13 protein-coding genes and 2 pseudogenes are annotated in these 15,603 nt (G+C 69.0%); 5 read left to right on the plus strand and 10 right to left on the minus strand.

Features of this window, described 5'->3' with window-relative positions:
- Positions 1 to 42 precede the first annotated feature (42 nt).
- Positions 43 to 1,830: a protein kinase domain-containing protein gene (locus tag WME76_RS33560; protein ID WP_437956308.1), complete on the minus strand. Its 1,788-nt coding sequence runs from the start codon at positions 1,828 to 1,830 to the stop codon at positions 43 to 45.
- 390 nt (positions 1,831 to 2,220) lie between these two features.
- Between WME76_RS33560 and WME76_RS33565 the strand changes: the two genes are divergently transcribed.
- Positions 2,221 to 3,450 carry a hypothetical protein gene (locus WME76_RS33565; protein WP_437956309.1) on the plus strand — a complete coding sequence of 410 codons (1,230 nt, stop codon included), beginning with the start codon at positions 2,221 to 2,223 and terminating at the stop codon, positions 3,448 to 3,450.
- Between the two features lie 162 nt (positions 3,451 to 3,612).
- On the opposite strand, the gene WME76_RS33570 is transcribed toward WME76_RS33565, so the two are convergent.
- Both WME76_RS33570 and WME76_RS33575 read right to left on the minus strand, forming a co-directional pair.
- The gene (locus WME76_RS33570; RefSeq protein ID WP_437956310.1) at positions 3,613 to 4,206 is read right to left on the minus strand and encodes a TIGR00725 family protein; all 594 of its coding nucleotides are present in this window, start codon (positions 4,204 to 4,206) and stop codon (positions 3,613 to 3,615) included.
- Between the two features lie 289 nt (positions 4,207 to 4,495).
- Positions 4,496 to 5,815, minus strand: coding sequence for a GDSL-type esterase/lipase family protein (locus WME76_RS33575; RefSeq protein ID WP_437956311.1), 1,320 nt, complete (start codon positions 5,813 to 5,815; stop codon positions 4,496 to 4,498).
- A gap of 311 nt (positions 5,816 to 6,126) precedes the next feature.
- Between WME76_RS33575 and WME76_RS33580 the strand changes: the two genes are divergently transcribed.
- Complete coding sequence (locus WME76_RS33580) at positions 6,127 to 6,351, plus strand: hypothetical protein (RefSeq protein WP_437956312.1); 225 nt, start codon at positions 6,127 to 6,129, stop codon at positions 6,349 to 6,351.
- Positions 6,352 to 6,498: 147 nt separating this feature from the next.
- Here the strand turns inward: WME76_RS33580 and WME76_RS33585 are convergent, their stop codons facing one another.
- Positions 6,499 to 8,652, minus strand: a complete 2,154-nt coding sequence (locus tag WME76_RS33585) for a TIR domain-containing protein (RefSeq protein WP_437956313.1) — start codon at positions 8,650 to 8,652, stop codon at positions 6,499 to 6,501.
- A gap of 92 nt (positions 8,653 to 8,744) precedes the next feature.
- On the opposite strand from WME76_RS33585, the gene WME76_RS33590 reads away from it, so the two are divergent.
- Together WME76_RS33590 and WME76_RS33595 are read left to right on the plus strand one after the other, a co-directional pair.
- Entirely contained in the window at positions 8,745 to 9,425 is a 681-nt protein-coding gene (locus WME76_RS33590; protein WP_437956314.1) for a TetR/AcrR family transcriptional regulator, read from the plus strand.
- A 136-nt stretch (positions 9,426 to 9,561) separates the two neighbouring features.
- Positions 9,562 to 10,314: an SDR family oxidoreductase gene (locus tag WME76_RS33595; protein ID WP_437956315.1), complete on the plus strand. Its 753-nt coding sequence runs from the start codon at positions 9,562 to 9,564 to the stop codon at positions 10,312 to 10,314.
- 946 nt (positions 10,315 to 11,260) lie between these two features.
- Here the strand turns inward: WME76_RS33595 and WME76_RS33600 are convergent.
- From WME76_RS33600 to WME76_RS33625, 6 genes and pseudogenes are all read right to left on the minus strand, one after another.
- A complete protein-coding gene (locus WME76_RS33600) occupies positions 11,261 to 11,530 on the minus strand; it encodes a hypothetical protein (RefSeq protein ID WP_437962184.1) in 270 nt (89 codons plus the stop codon).
- Between the two features lie 220 nt (positions 11,531 to 11,750).
- Positions 11,751 to 12,032, minus strand: a complete 282-nt coding sequence (locus WME76_RS33605; protein ID WP_437956316.1) for a hypothetical protein — start codon at positions 12,030 to 12,032, stop codon at positions 11,751 to 11,753.
- 21 nt (positions 12,033 to 12,053) lie between these two features.
- The gene (locus WME76_RS33610) at positions 12,054 to 12,461 is read right to left on the minus strand and encodes a hypothetical protein (RefSeq protein WP_437956317.1); all 408 of its coding nucleotides are present in this window, start codon (positions 12,459 to 12,461) and stop codon (positions 12,054 to 12,056) included.
- Between the two features lie 329 nt (positions 12,462 to 12,790).
- Entirely contained in the window at positions 12,791 to 13,057 is a 267-nt protein-coding gene (locus WME76_RS33615; RefSeq protein WP_437956318.1) for a hypothetical protein, read from the minus strand.
- A 63-nt stretch (positions 13,058 to 13,120) separates the two neighbouring features.
- A pseudogene (locus WME76_RS33620) lies at positions 13,121 to 14,036 on the minus strand (hypothetical protein).
- A gap of 178 nt (positions 14,037 to 14,214) precedes the next feature.
- On the minus strand, positions 14,215 to 14,895 hold the full coding sequence (locus WME76_RS33625) for a sigma-70 family RNA polymerase sigma factor (RefSeq protein ID WP_437956319.1): 681 nt from the start codon (positions 14,893 to 14,895) through the stop codon (positions 14,215 to 14,217).
- A 362-nt stretch (positions 14,896 to 15,257) separates the two neighbouring features.
- On the opposite strand from WME76_RS33625, the pseudogene WME76_RS33630 reads away from it, so the two are divergent.
- Positions 15,258 to 15,557 (plus strand): annotated as a pseudogene (locus WME76_RS33630) (ATP-binding protein); the annotation flags it as partial.
- Between the last annotated feature and the right edge of the window lie 46 nt (positions 15,558 to 15,603).

Genomic DNA, 15,603 nt, shown 5'->3' on the forward strand with positions numbered 1-15,603 from the left:
CCGCCGCCCTGCTGCCTCGTCGCCTGGCGCGATGTCCGTGCCTCACTGCGGCAGCGAGCAGCCGTCTCCGCACGCCTTGCGGCCGTCGGCGCACCGCTTCGCCGGCCCCTGGCCCTGACACGTGATCGGGCACCCTTGCCCGGTGGCGGAGCACTTCACCGCGCACGAGCCCGTGCAGGTCACCTCGCAGAGCCCGACCTGATTGCATGTCACGACGCTCCCCTCGCCGACGACGGGGACGCACTTGCCCGCGTTCTCGCAGGTATACTTGCACCCCGCGCCGCAGGTCGCCTGGCACGTCTCGACGTGACGGCAGTCGACGACGCAGTCGTCCGTACAACGCGTGTCGCACGCCTTGCTGTGATCGCAGGAGGACCGGCAGCCGCCGGCGCAGCGGCTCTCGCAGACGTCGCGATCGGAGCAGCTCGGCCTGCAGCCGGGCGCCTCGCCGCAGGTGAGCTGGCAGCTCGTCGGCACGTTGCCCGGCGTGCCGGGCGCGCAGGTGCACGGCACGCCCGGCCGGCAGCCGCCGGCGTCGGCCGCGGGCGCCAGGGAGCTCGCGGCGCGGGGGACGTCCTTGAGGGACACCGGCGTCGGCGCGCCGCCCTCGGGAGCGTCGCCGGCGCCCTGGTCGCGGGAGCGCCAGAGCAGCAGCGCCGCCCCGAGGCCGACACAGAAGAGGAGCACCGCCGCCCCGGCGACGATGGCGAGCTGCGGCGGCGACCCCGGCGCGCGCGGCCCCGGCGCGGCGCGCGCGCCCGCGTGAAACGCGCCCGGCGGCGCCGCTGCCGGGACGGCAGGCGCGACGGCCGATGCGGCGACGGGCGCGGCCGGGATCGCCATGGCCGGCGGGTTCGCGCCGGGCAGGGGCGCCACGATGGGCGGTCCGTCGGGGATCGACCGGCCGCGCACGCGCGTGCGCTCGTCGCCGCCGGCCATCGCCGCCGTCGCGAAGGGGGGCTCCTCGCCGCGGCGCACGGCGCGCACGTCGGCGAGCATGGTTTGCGCGTCCGGATACCGCTGCTCGATCGCGAAGGCGAGCGCGCGGTCCACGACGCGCGCGACGCGCGGATCCACGCCGGGCGCGACGGCCGCGAGCGGCGGGGCCGGCGTCGTGCTCATCTTCACGAGGAGCTCTCCCTCGGTGAGCGCGTCGTGGAGTCGACGGCTCGTCAGGAGGGTGAACATCGTCGCCCCCACCGCGTACAGGTCGGCCCGGCCGTCCACGTCCCGGCCCAGGATCTGCTCCGGCGCCATGTAGCTCGTCGTGCCGAGCACCGCGCCCGTGCGCGTCTTCAGCCCGGCGCCGCCCTGCTTCATGCGCGCGATCCCGAAATCGAGCACCTTGAGGCGCCCGTCGCGGGTCACGAAGAGGTTGTCGGGCTTGATGTCCCGGTGGACGATGCCGGCGTCGTGCGCGGCCCGGAGCACCTCGAGGAGCGTGTCCACGTGGGCCAGGAGCTCGGGCAAGGCGACCCCGCCGAGCCGCAGCGCGCGCTCGCGGAGGCTCTCGCCGTCGAGCAGCTCCATCACGAGGAACGGCTCGCCGTGCTCGGTCACGTCGATGTCGAGGACCTGGACCGCGGCCGGGTGCCCGAGCCGCGCGGCGGCGAGCGCCTCCTGCTCGAAGCGGGCGCGGTGGTCGCGGGACACGGCGCCCTCCGGGTGCAGGATCTTGATGGCCACGCGGTGCCCCACGTGATGGGTGGCCGCGTACACGGCCGCCATTCCCCCCGCCCCGATCAGCGCGTCGAGCCGCCATTTCCCGCGCACGGTCGTCCCGACACGGGCCCTCAGCCGCTGCGTCTCTTCGTCTTCCGCTCCCGACATCGGCGCCGAGCCTAGCACGGCGTGCCAGCCGGTCGGATCGCGCGAGGGCGGCGCCGCGCGCCCGCCGGACATCGCGCCGTGACACGGCACATCGAGGAGGCGCCGCGCGCGCGCCGGTCCGCCCCGCGCGCAGGGCCGCGCGCCGCCGGCGCTGCGCGCACGGCAGATTCGCGCGCTTCACCGGAGAGATAGAGCCGCGGTATCGATGCGTGGAGGTCGACGCGCTCGACGGCTCACGCCATGATGGCCATCGCCACTGGCCATCTCCGCTCTTCAACTCTCGTCATGTCATGAGAGGCGTGTCGCGCTGCTCAAGAAGGTCACGTCATGCGCACTGTCGCCAGAGCATCGGTCTTCCTCCTGCTACCGGCATGCGCTTCGGGAGGAGCCATGATCCGGGACGACGGAGCCGCGAGCGGCGGCGACGCGCACGCTCCCAGCGCGGGCGGCGGCGGCGCGGGAAGCGAGACGGCGGACGGCACGGGCGGGGCGGAGCCTGGAAGCTCCGGGGGCGCGGACGGCGCCGGAGGTGAGTACAGCGTCGTGGACGCAATCATCGACGGCGACGACAGCGGCGCAGGTGCGGGCGGCGGCGGGGATGCAGGCGGCGGTGGCGGCAGCAGCGGAGTCGCGGGCAGCGGCGCGGTGGCGGGTGGCGGTGGCGCCGGCGATGGCGGAGCAGGCGCCGGCGGCGGTGACGCTGGCGGCGGCGCGCCGGACTGCAGCGGAGCGTCCGCGGCGGTCACCGGCGACGTGCTCGACCCCGACCAGGTCTACCTCGCTGGCACGCTGTCGGAGGGGAGCTGCGGCCAGGACGCGGTGGCGCACTGGAGCTCGCCGGAGTCGGCCGTCGTGGGGTTCCATTGCCACGTCGACGAGCGGAGCGCGCGAATCCGCCCCTCCGACGGGCGCCTTCTCTACACCAACGTCTTCGAGGACCTGCTCCGCGAGTTCCGCTGCGACGACTGCCTCTTTCGTGGCAACGACTATCCGGCGGCGCCGCTCGACAACGATCCTGTCCTGCTCACGCCCCGGTGCGCCGACGGGCTCGCGCCGCTCACCGGGTTCCTCGTCTCGCCGGCGGGCGCCGTCCTGTACCGCTGCCGTTCGGACGACGCCACGTGGTACGACGAGAGCGGCCGTGTCGCCTACGCCGATCCGGAGGATCCGCTGCTCCACCTGGGCCACGGCGATCTCGCGCTGGCCGCGCGGAGCGTGGTTCACCTCGCCACGTCGACGTCGCTGCCGATCACCGGCCTTCCGGGGGACCGGCTGCTCCACACCGTGCGCGCCAGGGCGCCGGACAGCTTCCTCCTGGTGCTCGAGTCGGAGCGGCCGACCGACGACGGCGGCAGCCAGGAGCTCTGGCAGGTCGACGGCGACGGCGCCGCGACCCGCCTCGGCGCCTTTCCCCCGCTGCCGGCGGGCGCGGTGCAGGTCAGCGCGTACACATCAAAGCTCGACGGGTGCGGCGCCTTGCTGCAGTTCGGGGGCGGTACTGGCGTGCTCGAGGACGTCATCGTGCGCCGGCACATCGGCGGGGCCAGCGAGGTCGTCTACACCGAGGCGACCGATCCGCTGGTAAAGATCCACGTCTCCTCGCTCTTCACGGGGCCCTGATCTCTCCCGCCTCGCCATCGAGGTATCCCCTCGAATTCCTTGAGGAAATTCACAGGGAGACGGGGAGGAGATCTTCAACATACTCCCCGCCTCCCCGCCTCCCTGTTCAATTTCTCCGCTGAAAAGGGCTGCAAGGTGAGGGGATTCCTCAGGACTCGCCGTTCAGATGCGGCCGCTCCCGGCGCGGCCGCGGCCCGCGAGGTCCCACGCCATGGCGACGGCCTCTTCCGCGCTCTCGACGGACGCGATGCGATCCGAGCGCCTGTCGTCCACGCGCCCTCCGGCGAGCTGCCTTGCCCAGCCCCCGGTCGGCGCGAGCGCGAGCAGCGGCTTGCCGAGCTGCCAGGCGACGGCGATCTCGGTCAGCGTCCCCGCGCCCCCGCCCACGGCCACGACGACGTCGGCCGCCGCGACGACGAGGATGTTGCGCCCGATCTGCAGGCCGGTCGGGACGACGATGTCCACGTACGGGTTGGCCGCGGACGCCTCGTACCCCGGCAGGATCCCGAGGATATCGCCGTCGCGCCACGTCGCCGCCTCGCGCCCGCCGCGCGAGACGGCGGCCATGACGCCCCCGAGCCCGCCGGTGACGAGCCGGAACCCCGCCTCGACCGCGCGCCGCCCGAGCTCGACGCACACGGCCTCGGTCGCCGCGTCCAGCGCGAGGCCGTTGCCGACCACCGCCATCACGGGCCGGCGCGGCACGTAGGGCGCGATGTCCCTCCTCGTGTCCTCGTCTTCGCGATCGTCGTCCATCACGGCTCCGCTCCGGCGCCCGCGTGCCGCCGCGTCACGTGGCGCTCGACCCGGTCGCGAGGCGCATGGTGTCGCTTCCCGCGGAGCGTGGCAAGACCGCTCAAGGCCGCGCGCGCCGGCCGGCGGCGCCGCGCGCGCTGGATCCAGGGAGCCCTCGCGACCGCGAGGGAGCCCTCGCGACCGCGAGGGGTGAAGGCTGCAGCGGCGCAGCCTCGCGGGGGCCGAGGCTGCTGCGGCGCAGCCTCGCGGGGGTCTAGGCTGCTGCGGCGCAGCCTCGCGGGGGCGCGCGCTACGGCTGGCCTGTGTAGAGGACGTCCACGGCCTCGGCCCAGAGCTTGTTCATGGCGACCCGCCCGGCGGGACCGGGGTGCACCTGATCGTCGAGCTGCTCGGGGTGGTCCTCGAAATACGCATACAGATCCGGCCCCGGGACGAGGCCGTTCTCCTGCGTGAGCTCGTCGATCGCCTGGTTGAACACGTCGAGCGTGTCGTGGTGGCCGTCGGGCGAGAACGGGATGCGCGCGAGCACCGGGACGCGGCCCGCTTCCTGGATCCTGTCGATGAGCTCCTGCAGGTTCGACCTGAAGGTGCTCGGGTCGGTCTGGTCCCAGGAGTCGTTGGTGCCGTAGCCGATCGCGAAGAAGTGGAAGTCGGGGTTCATCTCCAGGACGTCATCGAGGCGATCGAGCGCGCTGGGGCGGTCGTCCGTGGCCTTCGTGAGCTCGCCGCCGATGCCGCCGTTGATCATCGCGGGGTAGTTGGCCTCGTGCGCCGCGTGGATGTTCTCGGCGAAGCTCGGCTGCGTGGCCGGGGTGTCGCGGTCGTAGGCGAACGCGGTGATGCTGTCGCCGAGGAAGAACCACGTGTCCTCCGCGCCGTTCGAGATGTCGTGCACGTCGATCTCGTCGAGCTGGACGCCGGCGTCCGCGGTCGTCGCCGGGGCCGCGGTCACGACGAAGCGCACCCAGCTCTGGCCGCCGAAATCGAAGCTGTGGGCGCGCGTGCGGACCGGGTTGTCGGTCACCTCGGCGACGCTCTTCCAGGTGCCGTCCTGGCCGTTCGTGGAGTCGCTCGACGTCTCCACGCGGTAAGCGCCCGGCGCCCCGTATTGCACGTCCGTGTAGTTGTAGTTGTACGAGGCCGTCCAGCTCAGGAGCAGCCGCTCGTACCCGGTGCCGACCTGGATCGCGACCCAGGCGGGCGCGGCGGCGGTCGGCTTGCCGGCGATCCAGGTGCCTGCCGACCTGTACTTGCCGTCGTTGATCACCGACGCCGTCCCCGACGACGCGAAGGCGGGCTTGCCGCGGGAGACGATGGGGTTGGGCGTGATGCCCTGCGCATCGGGCCCGCCGCCGCTGCCGCCGGTGCCGCTGCCGCCCGTGCCGGTGGCGTCGCCGCCCGCGCCGCCGGTGCCGCCGCCCGCGCCGCCGGTGCCGCCCGTGGCGCCGCCCGAGCCCTGAGAGCCGCTCCCGCTGCTCGCGGACGAGCCGCCGCCCGTGCCGCTGGCGCTGACAGAGGAGTCGCCGTCGTCGGAGCAGGCGGAGAGGAGAGCGAGCGTCCCCAGCGCAAGAACGAGTGAACCGGTTCGAAGAAGTGAGCCAAAAGCCATCTCAGTTGACCTCCAGGGGAGGCACTCTGGGACATCGGGGCCACAATGTGAACCGGTAAAGTTGAGGACGCGGCGAGGCGAGGGCGAGGCTGGGGGAGCGCTGCGCCGCGGGGGATTTGTCGCGCAACACGGCAAAATTACAGAATAGTTGCTCAGGCGGCACCCCGGGCGTGGTGGGATGGGCTGATCACCGCGGCGACGCGCCACGCATGCCCATCGCGATGGTCGGGCGGTTACGGGGGCGCGGTCGTCGCGCGTGCCCAGGTGTAAGGTGGACCGGGTCACCCGCGTTCGACCTCGGGACTCGCGCGATGTTCACAGGGGAGTTCCCGGAAGGGCCCGGCTGCTTCGGGCCGTGCTCGTTCCACATCGAAGGACACAAGCTCTACGCCTTCAAGGACTTCGAGGGCTCGCGCGACGACGACGGGTTCAAGAGGATGGTCCGGGCGGATGTGCGCAGGCTCGGCAACCTCGTGAAGATCGTCGAGGGCACCTGGAGCATCCAGGCGCGCGATGCGCGGGGTGTCCTGTACTGATGCGTCCTGCATCCATGACGAGCGATCCACCGCCCGTGCGCCAGGGGCCAGGACGCCCCCCCTCAGCGCGATCCACTCACAGGATTCCCGTCTGGCCTATCTCTGACCGGTTGGCACTCTCCGAGCGACTCAGCCAACGAACAACGATCACGGCTGCCCAACTGGTTCATGAGACACCAACGCCAGAACACTGGGACTTTTTACTGTTGCAGAAAAACGGACATGACGAACAGCGCCATCGGACAATAACTTTGCCAGCTCAGAAAACCCCGACTTGGCCTCAACCGCGAACGTCACATCTCCACATTTTGCACCAAACTCATAATGAGACTCCCGAGACGGCAACCGACCTGGACTGAGCGACAGAATTGCGCTCAAGGTTTGCCGCGTGTGAATATACTGCGCGTTATACACCACGATTCTTCTGCAAAGAATATCGCCCACCGGGACGTTCTCCAGATCAGAATCTTGAGGCAACGGCTCCCACGACGCGAGAAAGAACAGATCCGAATCCGATCGTTTCTTTACTGTCGCCTTGATCGGATGACCATGGGCGCCGTATCCGTCGCGCTTGGCGATCAGATACTCGACGAGCCCAAGCTTGATATCTGGATGCACGTCAACGACGGCCGATTTGTTATTATCACACGACGCCATGACATTGCGCTGCGTCAAATAAAGGCACGCGGTATCGGGTTCAGGAGGTAGTGCAGCATGCGGGACTCCTTGGAGCGCGCAAACGAAGGGCTTGCACTTGGACTCCGGGGGTTGCCTCGCCGGCTCTTGAGATGACGACGGAGGCACTGGGTCTTCGGCTACAGATACCATAGGTGGCCGCTGCAAGGCCGGTTGCTGCACGACCGGCTGTTGAGAGGGGACGACGGCTATCGGAGCCTTGCCCGCATCCTGGGGCGACGATCCGCACGAGGACGGCCAGCGAAAGTCGATCAGGCTCAGCAGCGGGAATACGATGACCGAGGCCATGGCGGCGACTATCAATGTGCTGACGATCTTGAATGCTGCGAGGACACCCGAAGGCGAATCGCCCAGTCCGCGTGCACCAATGCGATCTTGCCTACCGAGACCTGGACCAGGGGAGCGCGTGGATTCAAACCCTGACACGGAAGAAGATGATCTCGCGGTTGCCTGCCGCGGCGCACCATCGTGCGATTCCATTATTACTGTCTGCTGGCGAATCGACTGTCTTATCCCTCGTGCGATGGCCGCCCAAGCTTCGTTCTGCCGCTCCCATTTCAGTACCGGCAGGCCGTCCGACGGCAGCATCTTCAAGTGCGAGAACGGTGCCGAGCTCCAATCACAGTCATCCAGTAGAATTGGCGTGACCCGTGTCTGCCCCAGCTTGTGCCGACGCAGGGCTTGCTCCATCTCGTGCCACTGCGTGTCAGCGGCGAGATAATCGGCGCTGATAAGGAGAATGATGATGTGCGCGGCCTCGATCTGTGCGACGAGCGATGCGTTGCGGTGTTCTCCCGCAGCTATACGTCCCGCGTGAAGTGTGCGGATCTTCCCTTCGCGCTTGAGCAGCGCAAGGTGCTTCCTGAGCACGTGTTGGTGCGCCTCGTCGGCCTCGGCATAGGAGATGAATACATCGAGAGGACCAGGCGCAGCCATGACCAGAGCATAGCAACAAGGGGTGCGTGTGGAAGTTCCTCGCAGCAACACCTTTGTCACGCGCTCCAGTGGAACGCTGCCAGCGCTGCTCCGTCCGTGTCGCAACCGCCGCTTGAGGATGCCTGGCACCAAACGCCCCACGCCTTTCGGAGCGTTCATCGACGTCTTCTCCCTCAACGCATGATCGAGGCCTGAGCACGGCTGCTGCGTGCTTTCGTCCGTGTGGGACGCGTGTGGTGAGGAGGGGACGATGGCGACGGACGCGGCGACGATCCAGGCGAGCGAGGCGCCGCAGCAGGTATGGGTACGCTGGCGCGCGAGCCTGCGGACGTGCTGGACGGGTCGACACGATCGCAGCAAGTTGGAGGTGTTGATGATCGCGTGAACCCGCTGGAATTCGGTGAAGTTCACCGGTGAAGAACGCACGGCGATGCCGATGCAGACGCGCCGAGCGCCGGTGAAAAGCGCGACTCGTGCCGGTGAACTTACCCGGTGAGGACGACGCGGGGAGGTCAGTGCTTGCGGGCGCGGCGCAGCTTGGAGCGCGCGCGGCACGCTCGCGTGCAGCGCCGACGCGGATCGTCCCGAGTTCATGCTGATGGACCTGAACGGCAACGGTCGAGTCGACATCGTGGTGACCGAACGCTGCAACGACGACGCGACCGGCACGACGCGCTGGCTGCTCGACGCCTCCACCTGCAAGCAGTCAGCGAGCCACGGGGCGCTTTACGCGCGAGGTTCACGGTGTCACCCTCCGTTGGATGACGGACGCCAAGGCCGCCTATCACCACGGAGATCTGCGCAATGCGCTGGTGGAGACCGCGACCGAGCTCGTGCGCACCTCCGGCGCGGAGGGCTTCAGCCTCCGCGACGCCGCCCGGACGCTCGGGGTCTCGGCGAACGCGACCTACCGGCACTTCGACAGCAAGTCCGCGCTGCTCACGGCGGTCGCGAGCGCGGAAACGGACAAGCTCGCGCGGAGGATGCGACGCAAGATGGCCGACGCCGAGCGAGCCCTCGATGGACGAGACGACGCGGAGGTCGCGATCGAATGTTTCAAGGCGATCGGTCGCGCGTACGTCGCCTCCGCGACCGAGGAACCGGAGCTCTTTCGTCTCATGCACGGGCCGAGCGGCCTGTGTCAGATGAGGCGCGAGCCACGTGCGGACGCCGCGGACCATCCCACGGCGGATCGGATCCTCGGTGAGGCGCTCGACCGTCTGGTGAGCGGCGGGGTGATCCCGCCCGAGAGCCGCATCGACGGCGAGATCCGCGCCTGGACCGTGGTCCACGGCTTCGCTTCGCTGGTGCTCGACGGCGCCTTCGCCACGGTCGCTTCGCGCGCGGAGGTGCTCGAGGGCCTCCTGGACTTCGCGCTTCGAGGGCTCGGCGCGAGCCAGGCCGGCGCGAAGGGGCCTCGGCGACAGCGGCGGCGCCCGTGACCCTCGCGTCCTGACGACCGGCCCGAACCGCGCCGTTCGCGCGCTCGTGCGACGCGATGTTGACACTGTGAACTCTGGCGCCTATGTTCACATTGTGAACATCCGGGGGTGCGCATCCACGAGGAGCGAGCGTCCAATGGCGAAATTGAACGGGAAGGTCGCGGTGGTGACGGGTGGGAGCGACGGCATCGGGCTCGCGACGGCGAAGCTCTTCGTCGCGGAGGGAGCCACGGTCTACGTCACGGGTCGGAGGCAAGAGAGGCTCGACGAAGCGGTCGAGGAGATCGGAGGCGGCGCCTTCGGCGTCCAGGGCGACGTCGCCAACCTGGCCGACCTCGACCGGCTCTTCGCGCGGATCGGGCGAGAGCAGGGCAAACTCGACGTCGTGTTCGCCAACGCCGGCATCTCCGGGGTCGCGGCGATGGGCGCGATCGACGAAGACCACTTCGACCGCCTTTTCGGCGCGAACGTCAAAGGGCTGCTCTTCACGGTGCAGAAGGCCCTGCCTCTCATGAAGAGCGGAGGCGTCGTCGTCCTCAACGGCTCGATGAGCGGGAGCAAAGGCTTCCCGAATCAGTCGGTCTACAACGCCACCAAGGCCGCCGTGCGCTCGTTCGCGCGGACCTGGACGACCGACCTGAGAGGCTCCGGCATCCGCGTGAACGTGGTCTCGGCGGGGGCCATCGACACGCCGGGCATGCGCCGCTTCGTCGGCGGCCACACAGAGGCTGCAGAGGCGCTGATCTCGGGCCTCAGTCAGTCCGTGCCGCTCGGGCGGTTCGGGGGCGCGGAGGAGGTCGCCAAGGCCGTGCTCTACCTGGCGTCGGACGACAGCAGCTACGTCGCGGGCGCCGAGCTGTTCGTGGACGGCGGGGTCGTCGCGGTTTGAACGTCGTCGCGGTTTGAACGTCGTCGCGGTTTGAACGTCGTGACGTCCTATCCGCTGCGTGAGCCCCGCGTTCCGGGATAGCCCTCCCGCGCCCAAGATGGCGGCGTGAACACCTCGCCCGGGGCGTGGGCGCACGCGGCCACGCGACCGACAGGGCGGTGGTCACGGTGCAGCGGCAGGACGCGCTCCCCCTCCTGTCGGGGTGATGATGCTACCGCCGGCACCTTCGTTTCCCTCACCGCGGACCCAGCACTCTCCCACATCGTAATTTCACGCCGGGTTACAGATCACGATATTGCATACCGGCATCGAGTAGATCGCCAGGGACGGCCCGAGGCTGAGAGTCGTTGTCTTCGTGGCGTACCCGAGAGTGACGGCCGTTCGGTCGTAGAACCCGACACCATCGTATGGAACGATGCTGAGCATGTTACGGGCTTCGAGCCTGAAGTCCCCCTCGCTGCGCCAGAGCCACCCGGCGAAGGGGCTCACGGTGAGCCTGGGCTCGATCCCGACCTGGATCCGCCCACGCTGACGCCGCCGCTGAACTCGAGTGCGCGTGCGCGCGCCTCGATCTACGCTTCGAGGCTGGGTCCGGCGGGCTCGCGCAGCAAGCCGAGCGGCTGCGCGTGAGGACCACGTGACGCACGTAGGCGCTGTTGACGTAGTGCGACACCTTCCTCCAGAAGACGCCGTGGATCCACGCGCCGAGCGCCCGACGAGGCTCGTCCGAGGGGTCCGGCCGGTACATGCCGCGCTCGACGGAGCGCCATGCACCCAGGAGCACCTGCTGCTCCAGGTCGGGGCGGTCCCGCGCGGGGACGCCTCCCTGCCACAGGCTGGTCCTCAGAGCCGAGGCAGCCGTCCATCTTCGAGCAGCACCCAGGGGGCTGAAGCCGAGTACGCCTCGGTCCCGGCGATGGGCAGGCTTGGCGTATACCTGAGTCGATTATTGGCCCTCCTTCATCCGCGGCTCGATGGGCGGATCGAGCGCATCGCCATGGACCCCGCGCAACACGATCGCGGCGTGCTGGGCTCCGTTTTCAACCGCATCGAGAGGGTCTACCCCGAATGTAGTAGATGGGCGCCCATCGATGTCAACAGTGACAGCCCAAGGCCACTTTTTTCCCGAAGGGTTTCGCGTCGGCTCGTGGATGCGAACCACGACGTCGCGCGGCTCGCCCTCTTCTGGGGTCAGCTTGAAGGTCAGCTCGAGCATCACTTACATCTCCTGTCGCAGTCTTTGAGGCATCGACCATATTCATCAGTACACTGTCTTAGGCAGGTCGTGTGCCCCGACGTCAGGGCACGTGCTCCCTCTGCGAGGCCGGCATGGGTGCGGTCCAGCTCGACGAGACCGGAGCTCGCGAGGACGCGCTCGCGCGCTGCCGCGGGCCGCCGACACTTCGATCGACGCGCGGCATCGTGTAGTCGCAGGTCTATGTTTCCGGAGGAAGGATGGGCGGATCGAGCGTTCCTCCGCCCGCAAGCTCCACCTTGTCTGCCACCATCCTCTTGATGAATCGCCCTGCGTCCTCAATCGCAGCCGCCCAGTCCACCTGTTTCAGGCGCACACTGTCATCATACTCAAACCCAAGCACATCAACGGCAATGGACCACGTGAAGCCCTCCGGATCCGGACGCACGTCGCTGATCCGGAGCGTGATGGTTCGAGGCGAGCTCCCGTCCGCGGGTGTGAATGTCGTGGTGAGCTCCAGCATTGATCCTCCTAGCACCTTCGGTCACAGTCCCTGAGGCACGAGGCGTGCAACCCCCACCACGCGGTTACAGATCACGATATTGCATACCGGCATCGAGTAGATCGCCAGGGACGGCCCGAGGCTGACGGTCGTTGTCTTCGTGGCGTACGCAAGAGTGACGGCGGTTCGGTCGTAGAACCCGACACCATCGCCTGGAACGATGCTGAGCATGTTATGGGCTTCGAGCCTGAAGTCCCCCTCGCTGCGCCAGAGCCACCCGGCGAAGGGGCTCACGGCGAGCCTGGGCTCGATCCCGACCTGGATCCCGCCCACGCTGACGCCGCCGCTGAACTCGAGTGCGTGTGCCGGCGCCGGAACACGACTGGCGAGCGCACAGGCACAGCCGCACAGCACGAGCACACGCGCCTTTGCCTTGAGCCCGTGCCCCATGCCCTCCCCCGATCCCGGATGCTTCTCCTAGCGGAAGGCGGCGTCAACAGGTGATCTGGCCTACATTACGTCCAAGCGGTCCCTGCACACGAGGGCCGGGGCGCGACCGGCAACGTGGAGAGTCAAGGCGTGCGTCAGCGAGTTCGGCACCGTCCCGTTCACCCGCTGGCTCGCTACGCCCGAAGAGGATCGCCCGAATGTGATCAGCGACGATTACTCGTAGTTGACGTCGATCACCACCTCACCATCGCCGGCTCGGTCGTCACGACCAGCAGCCGGGTCGGGCGGCGGCGCCGGACCCTCGTCTGGGTCACGTACACCGGCCAGGCCTACGGCTTGTCCGGGTCCACGCCGAGCTGGACCTCGACCACGATGGCCATCGCGGGCCGCTGCTGCTCGCCCACGAGAAGCACGACGATCCCATCGGCGCGACAGTTCGAGGGCACGATCTCGGTGAGGTCGGAGGCTTCGACGCGCGCCTCCGTCAAAGCCGGGACCGGGTGGCCGAGCGCGTCGTGCACCATCTCGGCGGCCAGCCTCGGCCGGTTCTTGAACAGCTCCCGCGCTGCGCTGACGTGGAGCGGGCCTGACGCCACCGTCGCCGGTTATGTTGGCCGAGCCGGGCGGCTCGACAGCTTGCAGAGGCCTGAAGCGTTTGCTCAGGAGCCGGTTGGAACGAGCAACTCCCTGGCGTCGCTGACGGCCGCAGCCCGGCGGACCCAGCCGTCCAGCTCGGCGATGTCGGTGCTGGCGAGCACGCGCTCGCGCACCTCGGTGGGGATGTCCAGCCCGCGCGCCTCGAGGAAGGCGAGCACGGCCTGCGCCTTCGCCTTCAGGAGGCCCTCCCGCAGCCCCTCCTCCCGACCCTTCTCCACGCCCTTCGCCACGTAGCTGCGCGCGAATTCACTCTGAAACTCGTAACCGCTCTTCATCATCGATCATCGCCTCCAACGTCCGCCTCGCCGCTTCGTTCAGTGAAGATAGCACCAGGTCCGCGTACCGATCGCGGCGCTCCTCGTCGAGCACGGCAGCCGCCGCCAGGAACGCCACGCCGATCGCCTCCGCCGCCTCGCTCTGCCCGTGCGCCATGGCCGAGAGCACGACCACCTCGGGCGCCGCCTTCGCCTGCTCGGCGTCGGTGATGACCGGGACACCCTCGGGACCGAGCACCAGCGGCGTCAGCGCCCAGCCAGGGTGGCCCGTGTCGGTCGGGCGCGAGCACCACTTCACCATCGCCGGGTCGGTCGTCACGACCAGCAGCCGGGTCGGGCAGCGGTGCCTGGCCCTCGTCTGGGTCACGTACACCGGCCAGGCATACGGCTTGTCCGGGTCCACGCCGAGCTGGACCTCGACAACGATGGCCATCGCGGGCCGCTGCTGCTCGCCCACGAGCAGCACGACGATGACGTCCGCACGGCGGTTCGAGGGCACGATCTCGGTCAGGTCGGAGGCATCGACGCGCGCCTCCGTGAAGGCCGGGACCGGGTGGCCGAGCGCGTCGTGCAGCATCTCGGCGGCCAGCGTCGGCCGGTTCTTGAACAGCTCCACCAGGGCTTCATGGGTCACTGAGGGCATCGGGGAATCTCTCTGGCAGGCACAGTCATGCTGGATTTCCTGGCGACGTGCCTGGCGCGTGCAGTGGCTCTCGCACGGGCCGCGCAGCCGCCTCCCACCCTTCAATTCCGGGCCGCCTCGTGGAGTCGTCACGCCTTGTGCCTTCCGTGGGCCCCGACGTCAGCGCACCTTCCGAGGTTCATCGGCGCCTCCGGAGCTTCAGCGCGAGCGCTTCACGGGCGATGCGGAGCCGGCTCGCTGCCGTGTACGGGTTCATGCCGCGCGCCTTCGCGAACGCGACGAGCGACTCCGGGCGGTCGACGGCGAGCAACATCTCGCGCTGCCACGGCGTGAGCTGGGCGAGGGCCTCCAGATCAGCGCGCGCGTCGATCTGCGCTTCGAGGCTCGGTCCGGCGGGCTCGCGCAGCACGCCGAGCGGCTGCGCGTGGAGGACCACGCTACGCACGTAGGCGCTGTTGACGTAGTGCGACACCTTCCTCCAGACGACGCCGTGGATCCACGCGCGGAGCGCCCGCCGAGGCTCGTCCGAGGGGTCCGGCCGGTACATGCCGCGCTCGACGGAGCGCCATGCGCCCAGGAGCACCTGCTGCTCCACGTCGGGGCGGTCCCGCGCCGGGACGCCGCTGGCGATGAGCACGGCGAGGATGAGCGAGCGCTCGGCCAGGATCGCGTGGATGCTCGGGTGGGCTGCGGGATGCGGCGGCGGGAGATGGGCCTGCTCAGGGCGCGTGCTGCGGGGGCTGCTGGTGCTGGGCTGCCGTGAGCGGCGGTGAAGACGGCGATCGGGGTGAGGGGGTGGGCTGTCGATGGACGGATCGATGTGTTGGCCCTCTTCGGGCCGCGGACGCAGCTTCGCCATGTCGGACCTCGTTCCGCGAAGTTCCAACGATGTTTAGCGCCTCGCTCTGGCCGAATTAACAGACGATAGTCTGTGTTTCGTTGAAGGCCTGCAGCGTGAGCCAGAACGCTGGCACTCTCGTCGAGCTCGCCGATGCGTTCGAGGTGTCCTCAGGGAGCTTGCTCCGCCATGCAGCGATGCCGAAGGTCACAGGAGGCCAGCGCCAAAGATACCGAATCACAGTCGCATTCTTCACAGTGGCCGCCGGCACGTTGTATACGCCCTTCCGCCACAAGCCGAAGCAGCACTGTAGCGACTTCGTAGCCGAGTGAGCCCGACTGTCCTTGGTAAGCGCTACACGAAGCGCCGTCAGCCCCAACCTCGACAGTACGTACACGCGCCTACTGGGGCGTCTGGTGAAGATCGACGTGCTCGTGCTCGACGACTGGGGGCTCGCCCCGCTCGAGGACCAGGAGCGTCGCGACCTGCTCGAGGTCTTCGAGGACCGCCACGGCCTGCGGTCTACGGTCATCACCAGCCAGATCCCTGTCGGAAAGTGGCACGATCATCTCGGAGATCCGACAATCGCTGACGCCGTGCTCGACCGCATTGTCCACAACGCGCACCGCATCACGCTGAAGGGCGCCTCGCGCCGCAAGGGCAAGGAGACCACCGAGACCTGAACCCAGACCCCGACGGACCAGCGTCGCTTCGCTCCGGGCGATCACG

Source organism: Sorangium sp. So ce119 (assembly GCF_051524405.1).
Classification (GTDB): Bacteria; Myxococcota_A; Polyangia; order Polyangiales; family Polyangiaceae; genus Sorangium; species Sorangium cellulosum_G.